At 39.1% G+C, this 23,482-nt stretch carries 21 protein-coding genes and 1 pseudogene; 7 read left to right on the forward strand and 15 right to left on the reverse strand.

The annotated features are described in order from the left end of the window. A pseudogene (locus tag CWB78_RS19145) lies at window positions 1-161 on the reverse strand (HvfA family oxazolone/thioamide-modified RiPP metallophore); the annotation flags it as partial. 189 nt (window positions 162-350) lie between these two features. Between CWB78_RS19145 and CWB78_RS05815 the strand changes: the two are divergent. Both CWB78_RS05815 and CWB78_RS05820 read left to right on the forward strand, forming a co-directional pair. Next, a complete protein-coding gene (locus CWB78_RS05815) occupies window positions 351-1,331 on the forward strand; it encodes a tRNA-dihydrouridine synthase (RefSeq protein ID WP_054201122.1) in 981 nt (326 codons plus the stop codon). A gap of 59 nt (window positions 1,332-1,390) precedes the next feature. Further along, a complete protein-coding gene (locus CWB78_RS05820) occupies window positions 1,391-1,717 on the forward strand; it encodes a TraR/DksA family transcriptional regulator (RefSeq protein ID WP_010388576.1) in 327 nt (108 codons plus the stop codon). Window positions 1,718-1,731: 14 nt separating this feature from the next. On the opposite strand, the gene CWB78_RS05825 is transcribed toward CWB78_RS05820, so the two are convergent. The 9 genes from CWB78_RS05825 to pyrC all read right to left on the reverse strand — a co-directional run bounded on the left by CWB78_RS05825 (window position 1,732) and on the right by pyrC (window position 10,482). Then, window positions 1,732-2,769, reverse strand: coding sequence for a DUF885 domain-containing protein (locus tag CWB78_RS05825; RefSeq protein ID WP_138594617.1), 1,038 nt, complete (start codon window positions 2,767-2,769; stop codon window positions 1,732-1,734). Window positions 2,770-2,832: 63 nt separating this feature from the next. After that, entirely contained in the window at window positions 2,833-4,092 is a 1,260-nt protein-coding gene (locus CWB78_RS05830) for a tetratricopeptide repeat protein (RefSeq protein WP_138594619.1), read from the reverse strand. A gap of 11 nt (window positions 4,093-4,103) precedes the next feature. Then, complete coding sequence (locus CWB78_RS05835) at window positions 4,104-4,718, reverse strand: energy transducer TonB (RefSeq protein WP_010388569.1); 615 nt, start codon at window positions 4,716-4,718, stop codon at window positions 4,104-4,106. Further along, window positions 4,718-5,122 carry an ExbD/TolR family protein gene (locus CWB78_RS05840; RefSeq protein WP_006792384.1) on the reverse strand — a complete coding sequence of 135 codons (405 nt, stop codon included), beginning with the start codon at window positions 5,120-5,122 and terminating at the stop codon, window positions 4,718-4,720. Before CWB78_RS05840 ends, CWB78_RS05835 begins: the two co-directional genes overlap by 1 nt. A 14-nt stretch (window positions 5,123-5,136) precedes the next feature. After that, a complete protein-coding gene (locus CWB78_RS05845; RefSeq protein WP_010388565.1) occupies window positions 5,137-5,661 on the reverse strand; it encodes a MotA/TolQ/ExbB proton channel family protein in 525 nt (174 codons plus the stop codon). Beyond that, window positions 5,661-7,025, reverse strand: coding sequence for a MotA/TolQ/ExbB proton channel family protein (locus CWB78_RS05850; protein WP_138594621.1), 1,365 nt, complete (start codon window positions 7,023-7,025; stop codon window positions 5,661-5,663). The genes CWB78_RS05845 and CWB78_RS05850 overlap by 1 nt, the downstream gene beginning before the upstream one ends. 6 nt (window positions 7,026-7,031) lie before the next feature. Next, window positions 7,032-7,802 carry a DUF3450 domain-containing protein gene (locus CWB78_RS05855; RefSeq protein WP_013465204.1) on the reverse strand — a complete coding sequence of 257 codons (771 nt, stop codon included), beginning with the start codon at window positions 7,800-7,802 and terminating at the stop codon, window positions 7,032-7,034. A 1,025-nt stretch (window positions 7,803-8,827) separates the two neighbouring features. Further along, window positions 8,828-9,031 carry a cold-shock protein gene (locus tag CWB78_RS05860; RefSeq protein WP_004588138.1) on the reverse strand — a complete coding sequence of 68 codons (204 nt, stop codon included), beginning with the start codon at window positions 9,029-9,031 and terminating at the stop codon, window positions 8,828-8,830. Window positions 9,032-9,441: 410 nt separating this feature from the next. Further along, on the reverse strand, window positions 9,442-10,482 hold the full coding sequence (gene pyrC / locus CWB78_RS05865; RefSeq protein ID WP_138594623.1) for a dihydroorotase: 1,041 nt from the start codon (window positions 10,480-10,482) through the stop codon (window positions 9,442-9,444). Window positions 10,483-10,688: 206 nt separating this feature from the next. Here pyrC and CWB78_RS05870 point away from each other — a divergent pair, with 206 nt between their 5' ends. The 3 genes from CWB78_RS05870 to CWB78_RS05880 all read left to right on the forward strand — a co-directional run bounded on the left by CWB78_RS05870 (window position 10,689) and on the right by CWB78_RS05880 (window position 15,210). Further along, window positions 10,689-13,058 (forward strand): EAL domain-containing protein, encoded by a 2,370-nt coding sequence (locus CWB78_RS05870; protein ID WP_138594625.1) that lies wholly within the window; start codon window positions 10,689-10,691, stop codon window positions 13,056-13,058. A 445-nt stretch (window positions 13,059-13,503) separates the two neighbouring features. Further along, complete coding sequence (locus CWB78_RS05875; RefSeq protein WP_010388553.1) at window positions 13,504-14,391, forward strand: LysR family transcriptional regulator; 888 nt, start codon at window positions 13,504-13,506, stop codon at window positions 14,389-14,391. Window positions 14,392-14,445: 54 nt separating this feature from the next. Continuing rightward, complete coding sequence (locus CWB78_RS05880; RefSeq protein WP_171040312.1) at window positions 14,446-15,210, forward strand: YdcF family protein; 765 nt, start codon at window positions 14,446-14,448, stop codon at window positions 15,208-15,210. A gap of 147 nt (window positions 15,211-15,357) precedes the next feature. Here the strand turns inward: CWB78_RS05880 and CWB78_RS05885 are convergent, their stop codons facing one another. Then, window positions 15,358-16,110, reverse strand: a complete 753-nt coding sequence (locus CWB78_RS05885; RefSeq protein ID WP_054201128.1) for a Nif3-like dinuclear metal center hexameric protein — start codon at window positions 16,108-16,110, stop codon at window positions 15,358-15,360. Window positions 16,111-16,260: 150 nt separating this feature from the next. Here CWB78_RS05885 and CWB78_RS05890 point away from each other — a divergent pair, with 150 nt between their 5' ends. Then, complete coding sequence (locus tag CWB78_RS05890; protein WP_010388549.1) at window positions 16,261-16,623, forward strand: hypothetical protein; 363 nt, start codon at window positions 16,261-16,263, stop codon at window positions 16,621-16,623. 32 nt (window positions 16,624-16,655) lie between these two features. On the opposite strand, the gene CWB78_RS05895 is transcribed toward CWB78_RS05890, so the two are convergent. Continuing rightward, window positions 16,656-17,132, reverse strand: a complete 477-nt coding sequence (locus CWB78_RS05895; RefSeq protein ID WP_010388547.1) for an HPP family protein — start codon at window positions 17,130-17,132, stop codon at window positions 16,656-16,658. A 101-nt stretch (window positions 17,133-17,233) separates the two neighbouring features. Here CWB78_RS05895 and CWB78_RS05900 point away from each other — a divergent pair, with 101 nt between their 5' ends. Further along, window positions 17,234-17,809, forward strand: coding sequence for a TetR/AcrR family transcriptional regulator (locus CWB78_RS05900; RefSeq protein WP_131691211.1), 576 nt, complete (start codon window positions 17,234-17,236; stop codon window positions 17,807-17,809). Window positions 17,810-17,871: 62 nt separating this feature from the next. On the opposite strand, the gene CWB78_RS05905 is transcribed toward CWB78_RS05900, so the two are convergent. The 3 genes from CWB78_RS05905 to CWB78_RS05915 form a co-directional block, all read right to left on the reverse strand. Further along, complete coding sequence (locus CWB78_RS05905) at window positions 17,872-21,045, reverse strand: amidohydrolase family protein (RefSeq protein WP_138594629.1); 3,174 nt, start codon at window positions 21,043-21,045, stop codon at window positions 17,872-17,874. A gap of 99 nt (window positions 21,046-21,144) precedes the next feature. Continuing rightward, entirely contained in the window at window positions 21,145-21,969 is an 825-nt protein-coding gene (locus CWB78_RS05910) for a M90 family metallopeptidase (protein ID WP_138594630.1), read from the reverse strand. 143 nt (window positions 21,970-22,112) lie between these two features. Continuing rightward, window positions 22,113-23,321: a M23 family metallopeptidase gene (locus CWB78_RS05915; protein WP_138594632.1), complete on the reverse strand. Its 1,209-nt coding sequence runs from the start codon at window positions 23,319-23,321 to the stop codon at window positions 22,113-22,115. Window positions 23,322-23,482 lie beyond the last annotated feature (161 nt).

Below are 23,482 nucleotides of genomic sequence, written 5' to 3' on the forward strand. Positions count from 1 at the left end.
CCTTCGCCGCACTTGCCTTCACCAGCGTCTAATTGATAACCAGCTACCATTTGTTGAAACTCAAATGGATTAGCTTGAACATCAGTACTCGCCATACTTGCGCTGCCAACAACCACTGCGCCTAATGTTAATGCAATTGAGTTTTTCTTTATTGTATTCATTTTTAATTACCTTTTAAACTTGTTGAACATCATTATAAAAGTAGACCGGTATTAAACTAAAAACTTTCAAATTTTCTATTTTTTTGCAAATAAGTTATTTAACTCTCTATGAACGCTAATAAGCGTTTTATGAATTTATGATTTACAGGTAAACTGGCGCTCCTTTTTTAGTAATACATTAATCACACTATGAAACTTATTTTAGCACCGATGGAAGGTGTCGTTGACTTTAAAATGCGCCAACTACTTACCGACATAGGCGGCTTCGATCTTTGTGTGACCGAATTTATCCGTGTTGTAGATACTTGCCTTCCAGATAAAGTATTTCACCGTTATTGCCCTGAACTTAAAAATGCGGGGCTCACTCGTAGTGGTACACCAGTTCGCATTCAGTTATTAGGCCAAGTAGCCGACGTGTTAGCAGAAAATGCTGTAAAAGCAATTGGCTTAGGCTCTCATGGTGTTGATTTAAACTTTGGTTGCCCAGCAAAAACTGTCAATAAAAGCAAAGGCGGTGCTGTATTACTCAAAGATCCAGATCATATGTACTCGATTATAAAAACGGTAAGGGATGCCGTTGATGATGAGCATGAAGTAAGTGCTAAAATTCGCTTAGGTTTTGATGATGATAGTAACAGCCAAGAAATTGTCGATGCCGTTGTTAGCGCTGGTGCTAACAGCATTGCTATACATGCACGTACTAAACGCGATGGCTACAATCCACCCGCCTATTGGGAAAAAATCCCTCCTTTGGTCAAAGATAAAAAAATTGCAGTGGTCGCCAATGGCGAAATTTGGCAAATAGAAGATGCACTTTTATGCCAAAAACGCAGTGGTTGTCGTGATTTGATGATTGGTCGTGGCGCTCTTTCACATCCTGATCTAGCAAGAAAAATTAAAGCGCAGGTTAATAAAGAAAGCTACAGTGAACTGACATGGGAAAATATTTTACACCATATTATTCATTCTTCTATGCACCAAACAGCCAGCAAAGATACTAAATACTTTGCATCTCGAACAAAACAATGGCTTGGTTATTTAAAACGCCAATATCCACAAGCAGGACTATTATTTGATGAAATTCGTCGTTTAAAAGCCAAGGATGAAGTAGCCGAAGTGTTAAAGAAGTATGCGAAAGCGCCACAATTTGATACAAATCATAACACCTAAGTAAATCTAAATAGATAATAGCAGTATCACTACAAATTAACTTAAGGGTTATACTGCTAATGCATCACCAGCAACGACTAAACGATGAAATAGAAAGTGTTAAAGCAACTATATTAGGTTTGCTGTCACAATCGACTCACCCTACACATCAAAATTTGCTCTGCATCCTAACCCATACATCCAATGAAGAGTGGCTCGATTTAGCCGCTCAACAATTAGGTACTGAGTATAATCCGTTAATTGAACGAATGAACAAGCTTGAAGCAGCAATTAGTCAAATGGATATTGGTCAATATGGCTACTGCTGTGACTGTGAAGAGAAAATATCAGAGCAGCGCTTAGAAAGAGACCCTGCTGCTCAGCGGTGTGATAAGTGCGCTAAGTAGTAGCGCACTTAAATTTAATTGAGTAATTGCGGTGCAAAACTAAATGATTGCCCTGGATAAAAAATAATATCCTCAACTAATATCCTCGCATCTTCTTCACTAATATTTAAACGCTTTAGTAAATTCAAACGCGCTTGCGATAATGTCCACGCATGATAATGCACCCCAAGATCAGTTTCCATCATAGCCATATAGAGCTGCGCATCGGCAGGTTGTGTAGTGTTAGCCCGCTGAGGTAATAGCGTATAACCCGTTGACCAGTCTAAACCCATTATTTTAGAATCAGTTAAAAGTAATTTGGTAAGCTGTGAGACATTTGAAGCTTCTACCATTGTGTGCTGTTTTTGACTCTGCATTGATTTAAATTTACTATCAATGCGACTTAGCCACTCAAGCGGTGAAAGCACATCATTTGCAAAATAATTTAATTTACTTTGATACCACTGGCTGCCATTAGCAAGGCCAGACAACCCAATGCTGCCTCTTGGCTTATACTGCGCTAAGTAATTATTTAATACACTCAGAGACTCATTAAGCTCAATAGGTGTGTCTGTACTGTTAATTGCTTGCTGTACATAGTGCTTTAAATAATTATGCTCTATTTTATTAAGCTTTAAGTTACTTTGCTCAGCGGCTTTAAGCTGTGTTTGAACAAATATCAGCCATTGCTCAATGTTTTTATACTGAGCATCATTTTTAACTATCGAAAGCATGTTTGATAACACATCAGTGTGTGCAGGCCATGCGAAATACCGCTCTGGAAATCGCTCAGCAATCACCAAATAATTTACCTGATTAGTTTGCGCAACAGTTAACTTCATTTGCATTAGCTGCTGGTAAATAGCATGGCGACGCGCTAAATATGCATCAGTAAAAGGCAGTTGCTCATTACTAAGTCCTGTAGCATGTGAGTTTTTTTGTGCACTTAAAGCCGTATTAAGTGATATTAACGCGCTCTGTGCCTCTTCATAAGATGAAAATAAGTCCGCTGGCTTAGAGCATGATGCTAAAAGCAAACAAAAGAGCAATGAAATAATAGGCGTTTTATTCATATTAATTCCAATAAAAAAAAGCCCCAATGGGGCTTTTTTAAAAATACTAGAGTACATTAATTATTAAATTTTAACACCGTTGCGAGCGGCTTTATCTTTAATATATGTAGCCCAACCTTTTGCAAACCTACGTGTGCTTGGGTCGTCCATAGCTTTAGTAATAGCAGCATGTGCTTGCTTATACTTGCCTTGGTAGTAAAACGCTTCAGCTAAATCTGAATAAATAGTACCTTTCTTTTCAGAGCCAAACTCTAATGCTTTGTTTAAGCTAACAATAGCACCACTGAATTTTTCAGCTCGTAAAAGTAATGAACCTGCTTTGCGGTAAAGCTCAGCGTCATTATCAAATTTAGCAGCTTCTACGTAGTACTTAGCAGCTTTCTCTATATCTTTCGAACGATGGTAGTTACTAGCAATCGCACTCATGTTTTGCTTAGTGCGTTTAACTTTTTCTTCTTTAACGGCCTTTTCAAGCGTTACAGCTGCTTTATAAGGAATTTCGTTTAAAGAATAAAAGTTAGCTAAAACTTTGTATTCAACTTCGTTTTCAAAGTAACCGTTCTTGTAAGCAACTTCCATAGTTGCTAGGCCTTTTTTATAGTCTTCGGTTTGTAAATAATACTTACCTAAGCCTACCCAAGACTTTTTGTCTTCAGGCCATACACGAACGATTTCTTCAGCAACTTTAACCATATTTTGATATTGCTTTTTCTCAAAATAGGCAGCTAATTTAAGTTGATAAGGAGCTTTATTAGGCTCTTTTGCTAACTTAATTGCTTTGTCTGCCGGCTCAAGAACCTCATTAAATTGTTTAAGCTCATAACTTGCTTGCGCAATACGAGTGTAAACTTTGGGGTCTTCTTCGCCTGTAAAGTCCATCCAATCATAATATGCTTGCTTGGCAGCACTGTATTGTTCAGTACCTGCATACATATCACCTAAGGTTTTTAAACCTTGAGCCTGATCGGCAAAGTTTAATACATCTGGTGCAATCGCTGCTTTCATATACTTAATAGCAACTTTGTACTGCTCTTTTTGAGCGTACATACTGCCCAAGTAACGATTAACAGTTGCTTTGTCAAAGTCGTTAGACGGATCTAACTCTTTCAATAAAGCAATTGCACCATCAACATCATCTTCATTATAGAATTCAAACGCTTTAATTACTTTCTTACCAGTACGTTCGCCCATGATTTTAGTCTTTGCTTTCTTACGCTCTTCAATTTTCGCGTAATCTGGCGCCGCTAAAACAGGTGCAGTCAATACTACACCTGACACAGACATAAGAATTGCAAGTGCAGTTACTTTAGAAAAATTTCTCATTACTCGCCTCCTTAGTTGCCTTGGTTAAGTTTAAAGTCTAGTTGAACTTGTAAACCAACTTGCTTTTGTGGTTTTCCGTCAATGATCTTAGGACGGTATTTCCACTTACGCAATGCACGTTTAGCTTCACGGTCAAAGATACGTTTTGGATCTGCGTCGATTACATCAACGTCAATCACACCACCTAACTCATCAATTGTGAATGAAAGTTGAACCCAACCTTCTTTACCATCACGTGCTGCTTGTGTTGGATATTTTGGTTCAATACGAACGATCGGTGTCGCATCACCATCTCGTCCAAATGCACCTGGACCACTTAGTCCACCGGCCGTGCTTCCCACATCGATGCTTGGCATATTAAACGACAAGCTCGTACTTGGGTTGCTATTTTCCGGCTGTGGCGGCTGCGGTTTAGGCGGCTGCTTTGGCGGTGGCGGAGGCGGAGGCGGTACACGCTTCCTCTCCTGCACCTTAGATTCAGGCGGATTCGTCATAATTTCGACTATGATCTGCTCTTTTTGTTCCGTATTACGGTCAGCCCCACCAGAGATGAGGTATGCCATGAAGTAGAACAAGCCGAAAGTAACTGCCCCACCTGCAATCAGTGAAAACAGAAAACGAATCATTACTGATCTCCAGCTATTGAAATTCTCAGGTTATCACCTGTCGCTTTAATCTGGTCCATCACTTTAACCACTGTACCGTGTTTTGCTTCTTTATCAGCTTGCAAAATTACAACATCAGTAGGTTGTTCTGCTAATAAACTTTCGATTTTTGCTGAAACACGTTCAACATCAACTTGCTGTTTATCAATCCAGATTGCACCGTCGCTGCGAATTGCAATAAAAATGTTAGCATTTTTTTGCTTCGTAGCTTGGGCAGCTTTTGGTTTATTGACCTCGATACCAGCCTCTTTAACGAACGATGTAGTTACGATAAAGAAAATAAGCATGATAAATACGATGTCAAGCATTGGCGTCATATCTACCGCTGCTTCTTCTTCTTCACGAAAACGTTGTTTACGTGCCATATTTAATTCTCTCTCTAGTGATGAGGCATACTATCTACAAGTTTGGCTTTCACCATTCTCGCTCTTGCCTCAAGGCGTGAGCTAAAGAATACCCCAGATAGTGCCGCAACCATTCCAGCCATTGTTGGGATTGTTGCCATTGATATGCCTGATGCCATTAAACGTGCATTACCTGTACCTTGGGTTGCCATGGTTTCAAAAACCGCGATCATACCCGTAACAGTACCAAGTAAGCCTATTAAAGGACATACAGCTACTAATGTTTTAATCAACAACATACGCTGATCTAATTTTTCAGACGCTTCAGAAATCCATGCTTCACGGATTCTGTGTGCGTACCAAGACGTAGTGTCTTGGCGGGCATCCCACTTGGCTACTATTTCCTTCGTTAAACGAGGAAATTCAGCAAGTAGGAACCAATAGCGCTCAATCATTAAAACCCACATAAGAAAGAGTGCTATCGCGACCACGTATAATACCTGGCCGCCTGTGCCAACAAAATCCCTGATAGATTCCCATATCTCCATCAGGACTAGCATTAGGCTTTCTCCTTCTCCGCGTGAGTCGCGATGATACCCGCGCTTTGCTCATCAAGGATGTGTAATACCGACTTACTACGACCTGCAACAATAGAGTGAAGTAGGATAAGTGGTAGAGCTGCAATTAGACCTAGCGCTGTAGTTACAAGTGCTAGAGAGATGTTACCAGCCATGATCTTCGGATCGCCCGTACCGAACAATGTGATTGTTTGGAACGTTAAGATCATACCGATTACCGTACCTAGTAGACCTAGTAATGGTGCGATAGCAGCAAGGATCTTGATGATGTTAATACCCGCTTCGATGCGTGGCGTTTCACGTAGAATCGCTTCATCAAGTTTAAGCTCAAGGTTTTCAACATCTTGGTTTTTGTTGTCAGAGTACACTTTAAGAATACGACCCAGTGGGTTATTTGTATTCGGTGTAGACAAGTTCTTAAGCTGACCTTTGATCTTAGAAGTAGTAAGCGCTAAATCAACGAAACGTACTAAGAAGATTAAAAGACCTACAACGAGTAATATTGTGATGATGTAACCAACTTCAGCACCTTGCTCGTAGTACTCCATAAGAGACTTTTTCTGCGTGTTGATACGTAAAATTGCACCACGTGTAGGATCCACGTATACGCCAGCGTAGTTATCAGCTGAAGTACCTTCTAGATCAGAAATACCTTTAAGGATATAGCTATCAGGTTGCTTACCTAGAGGCTGGATAGATTTAGTCTCTGGTGAGTAGATTAAGTAGCCGTCGTCTGTAACTAAGTTGAAGTTACCGATACGTGTTACTTTTTTCATAGACGGGTTACCGTCAAGACCTGCAACTTCAGTTTCAAACGTTGAAACTTTTGCTGATTCAGTCATTTCTGTTTGAAGTGAAATCCAAAGCTCTTCTAATTCACGAACAGTTGGAAGTTCTTTAGCGGCTGCTAATGAACGAAGTACTTCAGCACGACCTGGTTTTTCAGCACTTACTAAAGATGCTTCAATTGAACCAATCGCGTCAGCTGCTGCACGACGAACAACACCAAACATTTCACCTAACGTACCTTGCGCGTTTTGAAGAGCTTGCTCTTTTTCCGCTAAAGTATTTTCGTTTTGTGCATATTCTTTGCTAAGACGATCACCACGTGCTTTTTCAGCAGCTAGTTGGCTTTTCGCTTTGTTAAGTAACGCTTGCTTATCAGCACGATCTGACAAGAACTCTTGTTCACGTTGCTTATTGATTTTTCCTTCAGAGATACGCTCTTGCTTTACTTGCTCAAGAATTTTATCTAAAGCGTCAGTATTTGCATGTGCATTAAGCGCGGTACCGGCAGAAACAGACAGTACTGCTGCAACAGCAAAACCTTTAAATAGTTTCTTCATTATTGATTACTCCGCGCCAAAAATTGGTAGTTTAACAAGTTCTAGTGTCGCTTGCTTACGTGCCATACGGATCACTTCTTTAACAGGTTTTAGGTATTCTTCACCTAATTCTTTCCACTGTTTAGTGTTGTTATCCCACACCCAAGCGTGTTTTAGATCGAATGATTGCGCTACGTAAGTAATACGACCTAAACGACCGATATCTACGTTAATGCTACGACCATCAACATCTAAAGTACCTTGAGAAGCAGTTACAGCTGAGCTGTATGCTGTTTCAACAGTGTACGCTTCAAGAACCTGACGGAACTTCTCAGACGTTGTTACAGATGCAGATGCCATGATCTCACGTAATCTTTCAACGCGTCCAAGACGAGTTTCAAGGTTAAATGGAACGTCCGCTTTGATGAATTGCTCAAGCGTATCGATCATGCGATACATCAAAGGCACAACGTTTTGTTTAGTGTTATCGATAGTCGCGATTTGACGATCGAACGATGCGATAGACGCGTTTTGGTCTGCGACCAAACGTGCTACGTGATCGTTGTACACTTTCATAAGTTCAGTCTCATCAACGATGCTACGGTACTCAGCGATTAGCTCCTGAGTTTGACCATATACATTGTCAATTTTAGTTTGAGACTTAACCGCAGCCTTTTGAATTGTTTGACCTGCTTTTTGCACGTCATTCAAAGGATCTGCAATCACATTGCTGCTTGCAAATGCAAAAGCGCCAACCAACGCAGTTGCTACAAGACTCTTTCTGATTTTAACAGACATAGTTCCCAACCAATTAAGTAATGTTACTTTTATAATTTAATTATCAACCCGCTAAGGGGAAGACAACCCTGATATCTTTTAATAGATATCAACTTACCAATAATGCTAAATGCATTAAGTCATGTCAACTTCATGTTTAGCATAACCTATAAATAAATCAGCTTGTTCGTAAGATATTTACTGGGCCCGAACAAAAAAATTAACATTATTATAACTAACGTGATAAACACAATTTCTGCAAGCCCTGATATAGTAAGAATAACGATAACCACCACCGTTAATGTAAACAAAAATATAACATTTAAAATTAACTTAATCGTTGCTGAAAAAAAATTAAAAATAAGCTAATTTTCTGTCCCGAATATTCATTTTGAAGCTTTTTTAAGACTTTTTAGACCAAAAATACAGCTAATCGTTATTATTAGGTTATTCATCGCATCATAATAATGACGTGCAGATTTATTAAAAAGCAATACAAAGGGGGGGAAGGTAATTACAAAAAATCATTTTTATTAACACCTGTGTTTTTTCATCCAATTAATATAACGCTCCCTGGCCACTGTTAATATTTTCCTAGGTACGAATGTCAATCTTACGCACTTTTAAGCTTTTATTAACCAATAGGATTTGCAGTGATGGCGCTGATAGGTTCACTATAACGTTAAATAATACCAACTCACTTAATTAAATGAGCTATTTTGAAGAAGGAAAACTATGTAGATAGCAAGGCAAAAAATTTACTTAGTTGTCCTAGATGAGAAATTTTTAACGCAGTTATCGGCTCATCTGCCCTCTCAATATGGTTAAGTATTATTACGTAATGGCATAGCTAATATGTAGTTGGCCGATGAAATACTCAAAGCATGAAGGTTTATAAACACATAGATAAATGAGGGTTTAAAGGAATTATAGCTACTAAAAGAATTAGGGCGTTACAGAGGAGTAAATGAGTTTTGTAGATGTATATAAATTATGGTGAAACAGGTTAGTGCTTCACCACGATGAACTTAGGTTCACATAATAAATTATGCTACTTCTACGTTCTCAGCTTCTGGGCCTTTTTGACCTTGCTTGATGCTGAAAGTCACTGCTTGACCTTCGCTAAGAGTGCGAAAACCAGAACCAGTGATTGCGCTGAAATGTACAAACACGTCAGGACCATTTTCTTGTTCAATGAAACCAAAGCCTTTAGCTTCGTTGAAAAATTTTACTTTACCAGTAACCGACATACTAAATTTTCCTGTAAGTCAATAATTAAAATTCAGCCATATAATTATGGCAATATCCTCCCTGAGTCAATGCCCAAAAAACTGGAGGTGATAGTACAGGAAGAAGTAATAACCAAACCGGTAACCTTAAACGCAGCACAATACCGTAATTCAATACGCAAAAACTCAAAGCCAATTAAGGTTAACACATTAATATTTTTTTAGCTCTATTAATTGGGATTTATTTTTGAAGATTCATCGATTTATTACTTTCTTTATAAGTTTCTAATTTTTATAAGGATAAACAACCTAAAAGTTGTATTTTTTATAAGCAGATTATAAATATTTAAAATAGGGTTCCTCCAAACCGCTTTTTTGGTAATTGAAAATAAAAAACCACCTTAGTTTAGGTGGTTTTAGCTTAATTTTTACTATTTAACTTGCCAGTCAATAACACTATCGGCTTTAATCGGTACTACTTCTGAATCTCCCAGCGAATAACTTGTTGGCACTGTCCAAGGCGCTTTCTCCAAGGTAATAGTGTCTGTATTACGCTCAAGGCCATAAAAGTCTGGACCGAAGTGGCTTGCAAAGCCTTCTAACTTATCAAGCGCTTCTGCCTCTTCAAAAGCTTCAGCATAAAGTTCAATAGCTGCATGCGCGGTATAAGCACCGGCACAACCACATGCCGCTTCTTTTTTATCTTTATAATGTGGGGCTGAATCCGTGCCTAAAAAGAATTTTTTACTACCACTTGTCGCTGCTGCCATAAGCGCTTGTTGATGAATGTTACGTTTTAATATAGGTAAGCAGTAATAATGTGGGCGTATCCCCCCTGCTAACATATGGTTGCGGTTATATAACAAATGATGCGCAGTAATTGTAGCTGCTACATTATCCGAGGCATTTTCAACAAATTCTACTGCATCTTTCGTTGTTATATGCTCAAGGACAATTTTAAGCTCAGGAAAGTCTGCGACAACGTCACCTAAAATAGTGTCTAAAAATACTTTTTCACGATCGAATATATCAATAGAAGAGTCAGTGACTTCACCATGGACAAGTAAAAGCATGCCAACCTCTTGCATTGCTTTTAATACTGGGTAGATATTTTTTACTGATGTTACACCAGAATCCGAGTTAGTTGTTGCACCCGCTGGGTACAATTTAGCTGCAAAAATTTTACCTGTCGCTTTTGCTTTTTTTATTTCATCAGGCGTCGTTTTATCAGTAAGGTAAAGCACCATTAAAGGTTCAAACTGCCCTTGAGGTTTTGCAGCCATAATTCGCTCTCGGTACGACAATGCGGTTTCTGTACACGTAGCTGGCGGAACTAAATTTGGCATAATTATCGCGCGGCCCATATAACGGCTAATGTCACGCACCGTATCTTTTAACTGATCCCCATCTCGTAAATGCACATGCCAATCATCGGGTCTAGTAATCGTTAAAGTTGTCATTTTGCTCGTCATCGTAAAGTCCTAATGCTTAAGTTAACTGATCATAGGCATATGGTGTTTTCGAGTAAAGGGCTTATTAGAAATAATCCTTAGATACTACATTTAAAGTTAACTTTACACTTGATGATTCTCATTTAACGTTTTATTTTGTAGAAACGTTAATATTAGGTTAACGTATGTACCTTTAATAATAATTATAAGGCCTCCCAAAGCTGCTTATGTCGAACACTATCGATACCACTAAAGCGCTCGAAACTAAAACGGATCAATTGAGTATAATCAATCAGTTCTCGTCAAGTTTATTGCAACTGAATACGTTAGAAGCGCTTTTTAGTTATGTCACTACACAGGTTGTTAATCGACTTGGGTTTGTAGACTGCGTTATTTACTTAGCAGATGACAGCCAATCTTTGCTGAATCAAGTAGCTTCTATGGGTATTGAAAGCGAACATATCAGTTATCAGTCTGAACGCAAAATCATTCGCTTTAGCGAAGGCATAACAGGCTATGCAGCATCCACAGGGCAAGCATTAATAATTGGTGATGTAAATAAAGACAGCCGTTACATAGCTGATGAACGCCCTGCCCAATCAGAAATATGCGTCCCCTTAATATACAAAGATCGCGTGCTTGGGGTTATAGACTGTGAGCACCCAATAAAAAATTACTTTACTAGTTCGCATCTAGAGATTTTAACTACGGTAGCTCATTTATTAAGCGCAAAAATCAATCAAGTGAATACCGTTAATAGCTTGCAAGACACAGTAATGCAGCTCAACAATGCACAAAAATTAGAAAGCAGCCTACTGCAAATAGCTAACTTAACCTACAAAGCACAAAATTTAGATACGTTTTTTAAATCGCTGCATGTAATTATTGACAGCTTATTGACTGCAAGTAACTTTTTTATTGCGTTGTACGACAAAAAAGAAGATGCGCTCGACTTTGTTTATACCGTTGAAGGCGGTGTACAAACAAATACCCATAAAATAATTTCCAAAGATCAACTAAAAGAGACAGCCTCTTATTATTTGCTGATTAATGAACGACCATTACTACTTAATAAACAGCAATACCATGAACATATTGCACAAGGCCATTTTAAGTTAGTAGGTGAACAAGCTGATTCATGGTTAGGTGTGCCTTTTAAAGTTAATGAGCGTATGAGTGGCGTTATTGTTGTACAAAGTTATGACGAACAACATTACTACAATAAGCATGATAGCTCGTTGCTAACCTATGTAAGTCGTCAAATAAGCATGGTTATAGATAGGCATTTAGCCCGCCAAGAGCTGGAGCACAAAGCGCTGCACGATGAGCTAACAGGGCTGGCAAACCGTTCGCTACTGATTGAAAGAATGAAGCATGCGATTTTACGCCTAAATCGCGCTCAAAAAGGCACTTTTCATGCCCTGCTTTACCTTGATTTTGATCGCTTTAAGAGTATTAATGATTCGTTAGGTCACGAAGTAGGTGATCACTTTTTAATTGCTATATGTAAACTCATTACTCAAACGGTACGCAATACCGATACCTTTTCTCGCTTAGGTGGCGATGAGTTTGCTATTTTTATGGAAAACCTCAGTCATCGTGACCAAGTAAACGATGCCCTTACTCGCATTAAATCGGCACTATCTGAACCAGTTAATATTGATGGCCATTTACTGCAGCCCTCCACCAGTATTGGCGTTGCATTTAGTGACAGCGTAGACGATGAAGCATTTGTATTATTGCAACAATCAGATGCGGCTATGTATGAGGCAAAATCATCAGGGCGTGGCCAAGTTAAATTTTTTAATAACGTGATGCGCAATAAGCTAAAAACGCATGCAGATCTTGAAAACGATTTACAGCACGGTATTGAGCATAATGAATTTGAACTGTATTTTCAGCCTATCTTTACTATTAACAGTGGCGAGGTTATAGGATTTGAAGCTCTCGTACGTTGGCATCACCCAAAAAAAGGGTTTATATCACCGAACGACTTTATTCCAATTGCTGAAAAGACCGGGCAAATTATTAACTTAGATTTGCATTTACTAGACCTCGCAGCGCAACATATTGCTTTGTGGCAACAACAAGGGCATCGCTTTTTACGTGTCACGGTTAATGTATCGTCTCGACACTTTGCCAGTTTAGAATTTGTAGAGCAGCTCCATAGTATTTATAAAAAACACCACCTACCACTGGGCTCATTGTGTCTTGAGATAACTGAATCGGGACTGATCGAAAATTTAGAATTAGCGACGCAAATTATACAAGGGTTATCACCTTTAAAAGTGTTGCTTTGTCTTGATGATTTTGGCACAGGCTACTCTGCTCTAGGCTACTTGCACCAACTGCCAATTCATGTAATGAAAATTGATAAAAGCTTTATTGATAACTTAAAAATCACTGCTAACCCGTTAATAGATGCTATCTTAACCTTGGCTATTTCTTTAGATCTTATTGTTATTGCAGAAGGAATAGAAACCGCTGAGCAACTTACTATTTTACAAAAAACCCAATGTGATTATGGGCAAGGCTTTTTAAAATCAAAACCTGTTACAGCAACAGAGGCCATAGCATTAATACACAGCCCTCTTTAATGGCTAGGCACAGCTGGAATTTACAACCAAGTATTTAGGATTAAACTAACCACTGTGCTTACTCGCTTTAATACTCTTAATAATTTAACCTCGTTTGTAAGAGCATACCAATTAAACCTTGATGCTAAATGCTAACCTCAACAGCATGTTTTACAACAACACATTAATCGCTAAACATGCATAACTTACTCCATAACCAAATTCACACTGCTTTATTTTAATTTCAGCTTAACTATTTAAACCCAATTTAACATGAGCTAAATTCAACAATAAACAAATAACAAAACAATATTTGACTATGCAAAGTTAATAAATTTAATGTTTGCAGTAAAAAACACACCAAATCTAACTTTTATAGCCATCTAGACGTTGAAACGATTTTTATATAAGCGTAGTATGTAGTTAATCTAAGCAATACTCACCATACCCATGAGATTTATTAAAGATGATTGACATTAAACACCTAAAAACTATAGCGACCCTTAAAGAAACGGGATCGTTAGTTAATACAGCCCGCGAGCTATTTTTAACTCAGTCAGCTTTATCACATCAGATCAAAGATTTAGAAAATAAATTAGATTGCCAGTTGTTCGAACGAAAAACTCAACCCGTCCGATTTACACCTCAAGGTATGTTATTACTTGAATTAGCACACGAAATATTACCTAAGTTAGAAGCAACTAAATGCCGATTAAAAGAAAGTTTAAATCAGCCAATCTCACAACTGCGTCTAAGTGTTGAATGTCATGCCTGTTTTCATTGGCTATTGCCTACTATTAAAGAGTTTAATAATTTTTGGCCTGACATAAAGATTGATTACGAACGTGGTTTTAGTTACGACGCCATCCCAGACTTATTAAATGATGAATTAGACCTAGTGCTTACCTCAGATGTGCGTGAACCCGACAAACTAGAATACGCCCACCTATTTGACTTTAAACTTAAGCTAATAGTGGCACCGGATCATGACTTAGCTAAAAAAGCCTACGTAACTGCGCTTGATTTAAAAAACGAAACTATTATTTCTTACCCGATTCCCCGTGAGCGCCAAGATATATTTAAGCATTTTATTCAAAATGCACGTTTTGACGGCACGCTTAAAACAGTTGATCAGGGCTTACTTATATTTCAATTAGTCAGTGCAGGTATGGGTGTAGCCGCCCTACCTGATTGGCTCGTTACTCCGTATGAAAGCCAAGGGCTAATTAAGTCAATTCCACTGGGCGCGCTTGGTTTAACCCGTCCGATGTACTTAGCGATGAAAAAAGACATGAAAGACAATCCGGTTTACCGTCATTTTTTAAACACCTGTAAATTAAATAACGGTCGATAAATCTAAAACTTATGAGTAACATGTTAGTAAATATATTTAACCGTGTTACTCATTATGTTTGAACTTAAAAAAATATTGGGCGGTTTACTCATGCCGTTACCATTACTAGGTTTACTTAGCCTAATACTGCTTATTTTTGCACTCAAACAACGAAAGCTTGTTATTACCTTGTCTTTTTTGAGTCTTGCAACCTTATTACTTGCCAGTACGCCCTGGGTTGCCAACTTATTGATTAAACATAATCAACCTACTTCATTGGCTTTTAGTATCAATGAGCACCCTAGCATAGATAAAATTGTGGTACTTGGCTGCGACATAAACCCTAACCCAGCCCTTAGTGCTAACAGCCAGCTAGGAAATTGTGCATTAACACGTTTAGTGGAAGGTATTAGGCTCACTAATATATATCCGCGAGCTCAGTTAATTGTATCAGGTGGGGGTTATGAAAAAGTCACCAACAGCGCACTTATGTATAAAACGGCAATTAGCTTGGGTATGAATAAAAGTCGCATTGTACAAAATCCAAACGCAATGGACACAGCGCAAGAAGCCGCATTTTTAGCCTCAAAACTTGTTGATTATAATACCGTTTTAGTTACTTCTGTAAGCCATATGCCCAGAGCAATAAATTTATTTAATGCTCAAGGCATCACTGTGATCCCCGCAGCAACTGACTACCACAACTTTGCAGCGTACCCTTGGTATAAGCAACTCATACCCAACGCAAAAGCATTACTAGTAGTGACTCAATTTGCCCATGAAGTACTTGGCGATACATGGATAAAAATACGTCGTACAATAAATCCTGAAGCTCTTTGATTTTTTATTGTTGATGGGTTTTAACCTCAGCGGAAACTCTCCATAACATATTAGAGTAATAAATTATTTTTAACTTTAGATTTTAAAGAACCTACTCAAGTTAAGTATGAATAGGTTACTTAGACGGCATTGTATTTACGGCAAAGCTTACACTGGGTTGTCTATATCAATAAATGTTACATCAAAGCCATATTTATCAGCAAGGTATTCACCCAGCGCTTTAATACCGTATCGCTCTGTGGCGTGGTGGCCAGCAGCAAAAAAGTCGATATTTTGCTCGCGAGAGCTATGTATTGTTTGTTCTGACGCTTCACCGGTTAAGTAAGCATCTAGCCCCTGCTCAGCTGCTAAATCTATATAGCCTTGCCCGCCACCAGTGCACAGGGCAATAGTTTCAATTTTATCATTACGCACTAAACTTGTCAGAGGCTCGCGATTAAGCACTTGGTTTATTTTTTTAGCAAATTCGCACCCCGTTAGCGGCGTTTTTAACCGCCCTTTCATCGCGACACTGTTATTGACTGGCTCTAAACCTGCTTCAATCTCAATATCGAGTAATTGCGCTAGCTGAGCGTTGTTGCCGATTTCAGGGTGAATATCTAATGGCAAATGATAAGCAAATAAATTGATGTCGTTAGCTAAAAGTGCAGCCACACGACGTTTTTTCATGCCAATGATAGGTTGTGACTCGCCTTTCCAAAAATAGCCATGGTGTACCAAAATGGCATCGGCATTTTTTTCAATCGCGGCATCAATAAGTGCTTGGCTTGCCGTTACACCCGTTACTATGGTGCGTATCTCATCTTTACCTTCTACCTGAAGTCCGTTTGGACAAAAATCGTTAATGGTTTCTGGCTTTAACAGGGTATTTAATAGTTGATTAAATTCTCTACGTTGCATACTACTTACCTTACTTTGCACTGAATTTTGTACAAATTTTGGCGGTTATGCGCTAAAAATGAAAGGAAAATCGCAAAAAATTGAAAAACAGTTCTAAAATAGGTATAAATACCTCTTCTTTATCTGTGTAAACAACGTATAGGGTCTCTGATGAGCAAACTAGACAAAACAGAAGTGTTATCTGCCTTTGAAGCTGCATATGAAGCTGCCAACGGTAAAAAACCTGAAATAACAACTAAACCTGGCTGGTACAGCGTTGATGGCGGCAAGAATATGCGCCTAGCTGATGTAGCAGAGCTGACTAAAGAATTAAGCTCTGGAAAGTCTACAAAAAAAGCTGCAGTAAAAGCACCCGCTAAAAAAACTAAAAAAGCTGCTCCTGTAAAAGCACAGAAAAAAGCGCCTTTCACCGTGATCACTGAGAACGAAGAAGGTTACACAGCAGAAGAGCTTTGGATAGTAGAGCTTGCTCGTAAAGATCACGACTGTCGCCTACCGCGCGGTGTAGTGTAATTCACTGAGTGCTCAGTATAAAAGAAACCGCGTTAAGCGGTTTTTTTATGTTTAGTTTCTATCAATAGCTGCAAAAACCACGTCGCGACAAAACCACACACCACAATAAACACTGTCCCGGCAAGTACTGGCATTATTAAAAAATCCCAACTTTGGCTAGACTCAATAATTAAGATAGGGTTTGCACCGGCAGCAGGGTGAATCGTTTTAGTGATCATCATCAAAGTTATAGCAATACCCACAGCCAGCCCAATCATGATCGCACTATCAGCACTATAATAGCTAAAAACAACCCCAATCATTGCGGTCAGCATATGCCCCCCTATTACGTTTTTTGGCTTAGCTAATGGGCTCTGTGGTACGCCAAAAACAAGCACAGCTGTTGCGCCAAATGGCGCCATTAACCAAATACCGTAATCACCCATATAATTTAGCCACGCCAAAAAAGCCAAAACAAAAGTAGAAAAAACACCTGCGATTAATGCCGACTTTATTTGCTCACTATGCATATTACCTCCTCAAAAGTAGACCGATTTGTCTACACTTGCAATATAGACAAGTCGGTCTACCTATGTCAAGCTGTGTTTTTACTGCTCAAATTTGGAATATCATGAATAAACAACAACAAATAATCAGTACGGCACTGAGCCTTTTTTATAAAAAGGGTATACACGCTGTTGGTATTAATGAAATTTTAGCTGTATCCGGCATTGCAAAAAAAACCTTATACAAGCACTTTGAAAGCAAAGATGCGCTTATTTGTGCTTGTTTAGTCGCACGCGACATGTGCTTTAACGCTTGGCTAAAAAAAATATGTCTGCAACCAAGTGCTATATTAGTCGCGCAAGCAATTTTTTTCGGACTGAAAAAGTGGATTAATAATGAGGTTTCAGAGTTAGGTAACTTTAATGGCTGTTTTTTTATTAATACTGCAGCTGAATACCCTATAGAGAATGACCCTATTGCCAAACTTTGCAAACAGCATAAGCAAACGAACTTTGAGATCATACTATCAGCTCTTTTAGAAACCCCTGAATTTGCTCATAATAGAGAAAAAGCAATTGAAGCCGCACACCATTTACTCATTTTAAAAGAAGGATTTATAACTAGAGCGAGAGTGATGCATGATGTATCAGTAGCTCCACCTAGTGATAATATTTTAAAAGCGATAGTAGCAGTTGGTTAAATAGGTAATACAATATAAAAAAAGCGGCTAAATAGCCGCTTATTAACTAAAAAACGCCTACCTTATTCAAAAAATAACGGGGCACGTTGTTTTTTACCAACTTCGTTCATCGTTGCTGCGTCGAACAAGCGGCCGTTGATCATGGTGTAATCAATTTTGTCTGAATCGCGGATGTTTTTCAGTGGGTCGCCATCTATAACCATTAAATCTGCCAGTTTACCGACTTCTAATGAGCCTACATTTTTATCTAAGCCTAGGTATTTAGCAGGATCGAGAGTTGATGATCGAATAGCCTCAAGCGGCGTCATACCACCTTGAGCAAACATCCACATTTCCCAGTGCGCACCTAAACCTTCACGCTGGCCATGTGCACCTAAATTAACCAGTACACCTAAATCTTGTAGTTCAGCTGCCACACGTGCATTGTTAAAGTGGTTATAGTGATGATCGGGCGCTTTAACACGACGCATTGAACGTGGTAATAATTGATTTTTTGGCACAAACTTGCTCAATCGAGGATGATTCCACACATCAGTTTTATCGTACCAGTAGTTTTCACCCCAAATACCGCCATAGGCAACCACCAATGTAGGCGTATAACCTACATCACTTTGTGACCACAACTGCTTAATATCATCATAAATATGTTCAACCGGAATGGAATGCTCAATCCCTGTATGCCCATCAACCACCATACTCAAGTTATGTTGTAATAATGAGCCCCCTTCTGGCACTACCATCATTTCAAGTTCACGACCAGCCTCTATAACTTGCTGACGCTGCTCTCTGCGAGGTTGGTTATAAGATTTAACACTAAACGCCCCTACTTTTTTCAAACGCTCTAAATGAAATTTAGCATCATCTAATGAATCAATATGCGAAGTATAACCAGGCATATTCGCTCCATATAAAATAGTACCAGTGGAGAAAATACGCGGGCCGACAATCATACCGGCTTTTTGCATTTCACTGGCAGTGAATATTTCAGTGGTGTCGTTTGATGGATCGTGGATGGTGGTAACACCTAGCGCAAGGCCTGCAAAGTTTTTCCAGTTTTGTTGTGGGATAATTTCATCGCTTGCTTGTGAGCCATGTGCATGTGCATCAACCATACCAGGCATAATTGTTTTGCCTGTTACATCAACAATCTTAGCATTTTTTGGAATGCTAATATCTGCAGCAGAGCCAATAGCTTTAATATGTTTACCATCGGTAACAATAACGCCATTTTCAATGACTTTTTCGCCGTCCATGGTAATAATTTTTGCGCCAGTTAAGGCAATCATGCCTTCTGGTTCAGCCATTTTTTTGCTAAAACCAATGTTAGTCCCGCTTTTGACTTTAACGCCTTGGTCATCGGCTTTATTAATAGCAAACATCCCCTCTAAACTTGCATGGTATAGTTCAGGGCCAAGTGTCCAATAGAGTTTATTGCTGTTGGTACTCCAGCTAATATTTTCACCAGCACGAACAGATAATTGCTCAATTGGAAATTGGCTGTCTTTAGGCCCAATATTAATGGTTTTACCACGCTCAACAAACGGTGTTACAAACACTTTAAAGCGCTCTGCAAATGCTAAATACTCACCATCAGGCGATACCCTAAATTCAGTGGCATGCTCTGATTCATAGAGTTTGCGCACTTTTTTACTTTCAAGCTCAACCACACTTAACGTTGGTTTAGGCCATGGACTCATAACATAAACACGATCGTTGGCACTACCAAACTGCGGTTGGTAACCACTTTTAGAAATTAGTTCACTCTTACCACCTTTAGTGCTAACACTGTAAATACCAGGGTGTAATGACCATTTAGGATTTAAAATGCTGCCGCCGCTGGCTTTACGATAAACTACAGTTTTGCCATCAGGGCTAAAGGTAGGCTCTACATATTTACCCGGTTCATCGGTGATAGTATCGCCGCGGCCACTGCGTGCAGAAACAACGCGCACTGTGCCTTGTTCATTATCGTCCCATGTGGTGTAGACAATTTTTTTGCCATCACGCGAGTACTGTGGAAATAACTCATAATGATCGGTTTGCTTGGTTAAACGTTTGATTTTTCCTGAGTCTAAATCGCGTTTATAAATATGACCCAGTGCTTCAAACAATGCCGTTTCGCCATCTGGGCTAATTTGTACATTTCGCAGCATTTTTACATCAAATTCTTCAGTATCGATATTTTGAGTAAATCGCACCGCTTTTTGAATTTTTTTCGTGGTGTCTATTTTGAATGCAATATCGCTGACAGATTTATCATCGACATTGAGTTTATGAATGGTGCCACCAGCCCAAAATACTAACTCTTCATTATCTGGTGTCCACGCAATTGTTGGGTATACCCCATGAATAGCCCATGTTTCTTGCATATCGCGCTCTAACTTGTCATATAGCTTGGTATGCTCACCGCTGGTTAAATCGTATAAGTACAAGCTAGTTTGAAAGTCATCACGCTTTACATAGGCAAGTTTTTTACCATCCGGTGACGGAGTTGGTCTGATTGCCCCACCCATACCACTAATAATCGTTTCTATTTCACCGGTTTCACGATCATAGCGCTTAATTTTATAAATACCCGCAACCGAATCTTTTGAGTAATGAAAGGTTTTACCTGGGGTGGCATCATGAGAAAAATAAACATAACGGCCATCAGGTGAAAACATCGGCTCACCTAAATCTTTTTGATCGTTTTCACGTTTAGTCAGTTGTACCCCTTTACCACCCGCTTTGTGATAAAGCCAAACTTCACCCGCGCCCAAAGAACGACTGGCGGTAAAGTGCTTACGTGCAACTAAATAATCGCCATCAGGGCTCCATGCCGGGCTATTAAGTAAACGAAACGTTTCGTCCGTTACTGCAGTTTGATTCTCGCCATTAACGTCCATAACCCAAATATTATCACCGCCCCCCTGATCTGAGGTAAATGCGATATGTTTACCATCTGGGCTAAAACGCGGCTGCATTTGCCATGCGATATCTGAGGTTATTTGAGTGGCTTTACCACCACTCATTGGCATAGTGTAAATATCGCCCAGTAAGTCAAATACTAAGGTTTCTCCATCAGGGCTTATATCTACATTCATCCATGTGCCTTGCTCTACACTAATAGAAGCATCTACAAATTGCCCTTTTGGTGAATCAACTTGCCATTTTTTTTCATCTGTTTGCTCTGCGTGTACTTGACCCAATGCCAATGAAACTGATAACGCAAGCGCTGTTTGCAGCATTTTCTTCATGCTTATCTCACTTATTATTGTTGCTGTGTGTTGCTCTATTACATGATTGCAACAAAAACGCTAGCAAGTTACCAGCGTAATAGGATGAAGTGCATAAAATTAATGCCAAACAATAGGATCAAATTGATAAAAATCTACCAGCAAACGGTAAATTTCAGGGTCATCGCGGCGTAAATCTGCGGGTTTTTCTAAAAACGTTTCGGTGATCACCGCAAAAAATTCTGCCTCATTTGTGGCTCCGTAGCTATGAATAACATGCGGCATGTTATAAGCAACGTGTGTTTTTAACTGCGAAAACGCTCGGCTAAATACCTTGCCCCATTGTTGATAGTGAGTCTGTGATGTAAGTAATGGCGTGCCGGTGGTTTTACCGGTCTCTTGATCAAGTTGATGCGCAAACTCATGAAACACTAAATTATGCCCGTCACTGGGTAAGCGGTTACCCTCAAGCACATCATGCCAGCTCAGCACCAGTGTGCCTCCTGGCCATGACTCACCTTGCCTTACGGTATTATGAAAACTAACAAGCCCTGCGTTATCGCGACTTGATTGAGGCGCATAATAGGCGCTGGGATAGAGTAAAATTTCCTTCACGTTTTTATACAAAGGCCAAGATTTATTTAGTACCAGCAGGCAAGCATCGGCGGCAATAATGAGTTTCATTGCTTCAGTTAGTTGCAACCCATCACAGCCAACAAAGCGCTTTTCATTTAAAAACCACACAATATGACGAGCCAACTTGGCTCGATCTGCATCAGTCATTTTGTTATAAATAGGCATAGCCCGCAGCAACAGCGCATGCTGTTGTGGGCTTAATGATAAATGACTGTATTTACGGCGCCACAGAGTATTTTGAATATCAGGCCAACGCCAAAAAATAACGACAAACGCAACAAGTAAGAAAATCAATAATCCGTTTACCATTTAATAGCCCTATAATTATCTATACAGTATTAATTGGTCCATAAAACTAGAATTCAATTATTTAACACTAAATAAAAAGCCACACATCTGTTAGAGCGTGGCCTTTTCTTTAACAAGTGAACTGTTTGTTTATTTATATCATTCTAGCGATACAAAGGCTGCCATGCACATGTACGATAGCCATATCGTTCAAAATAGAAACGATTACAGTTGGTGTCATAATTACTTGAGCCAACATCAATCCGATGCTCACTTATATATTTATTATGCAGAGAAACCTGTTGTCCATTATACAATAAAGTAAAATGAACATGAGGACCTGATGATTGGCCGCCCTCACACAATGCTTGATTATAATTATTTGCATAGCGACCTAACCATGCACCAGGTTGAACATAATCACCACTGCTATATTGAAGGTTTGACATGTGGTAGTAGTTGGTTGAATAGCCACTGGCGTGTGTTACTCGAATATTGCAGGAAGAAAAGCGAGTTACCGTTCCGCCATGCGCAGCTTGAACAAAAGGAGTATTAGCGCCCCAGCCACCAGAGCCATTGTTAAAATCAAGTGATGAGTATGGGTAGCCAGAACCTGTATTTGAGTGAGCGCCACCACTGTACCAATAGCCAGACGGCCACGGTAAATTCATTTCAAAACTAGTGGCTAAAAGTTGTTTTTCATTATTTTGATCTACACTATTCAATGAACGTTGCAATTGACTAGTGTTACTAGGAAATACACGGTCAAACGTAGCTAAAAACTCAGTCAAAGTCTGTTGATTATTTTTAGAGTTTGATGCCAGTCTATCGCTATCTGCAAACAGACTTACTAGAGCCGCAGTTGCAGCTGTGCTACTCGTAGTTTGGGTTGCCTGATTTCGTTTTTTTAACTTATCTTGTGACTCTTGCCACTGCTTATATGCATAAAAGCGTTGACTTAATTTCATCACTACGTCTTTTACTTGCGCATCAAAACCACGCTTGTCTGTTATACCAGCTAAAGGGTTCTCAATATCAGCATTTGGGTTTGAAAGTAAGCCACTTTGTTGCTCTATCAGCGCTAAAATTACTTTTGGATTAATGCTGGTATAACCTGCCCAGTGTAAAATGAGCTCTTTTTTATCTTCAATTGCTGACGCATGTAAAGAAAAAAAGTTATCCCAATCTTCGTTTAATAATGAGTCATTAAACACAAATTGCGTATCATCAATAGTCAGTAAAGAGTTAAGCTTGAGTGATGCTAAAGCCTGTTTAGTAAACAAAAAGTCATCATGCTTATCGCCTTCTGCTAATACCACGGGTGAGGCCCCTAGAAGACTTGCGAATGTAATATTAATTATCTTGTTTTTCATCTTATATTCCTTAAGTAAAAAGCAAAAAAACCCCTAATGGGTACACAAGGTATAGCACCCAAATTAAAATAAAGTTAATTAATATTACTTATGCTTACATATAATTACTTAATGAATTAACTTAACCTAAACAAATAATAAAGAAGTTGAAATTCTCTATA

The organism is Pseudoalteromonas sp. S1612 (genome assembly GCF_005887175.1).
GTDB lineage: Bacteria > Pseudomonadota > Gammaproteobacteria > Enterobacterales > Alteromonadaceae > Pseudoalteromonas > Pseudoalteromonas undina.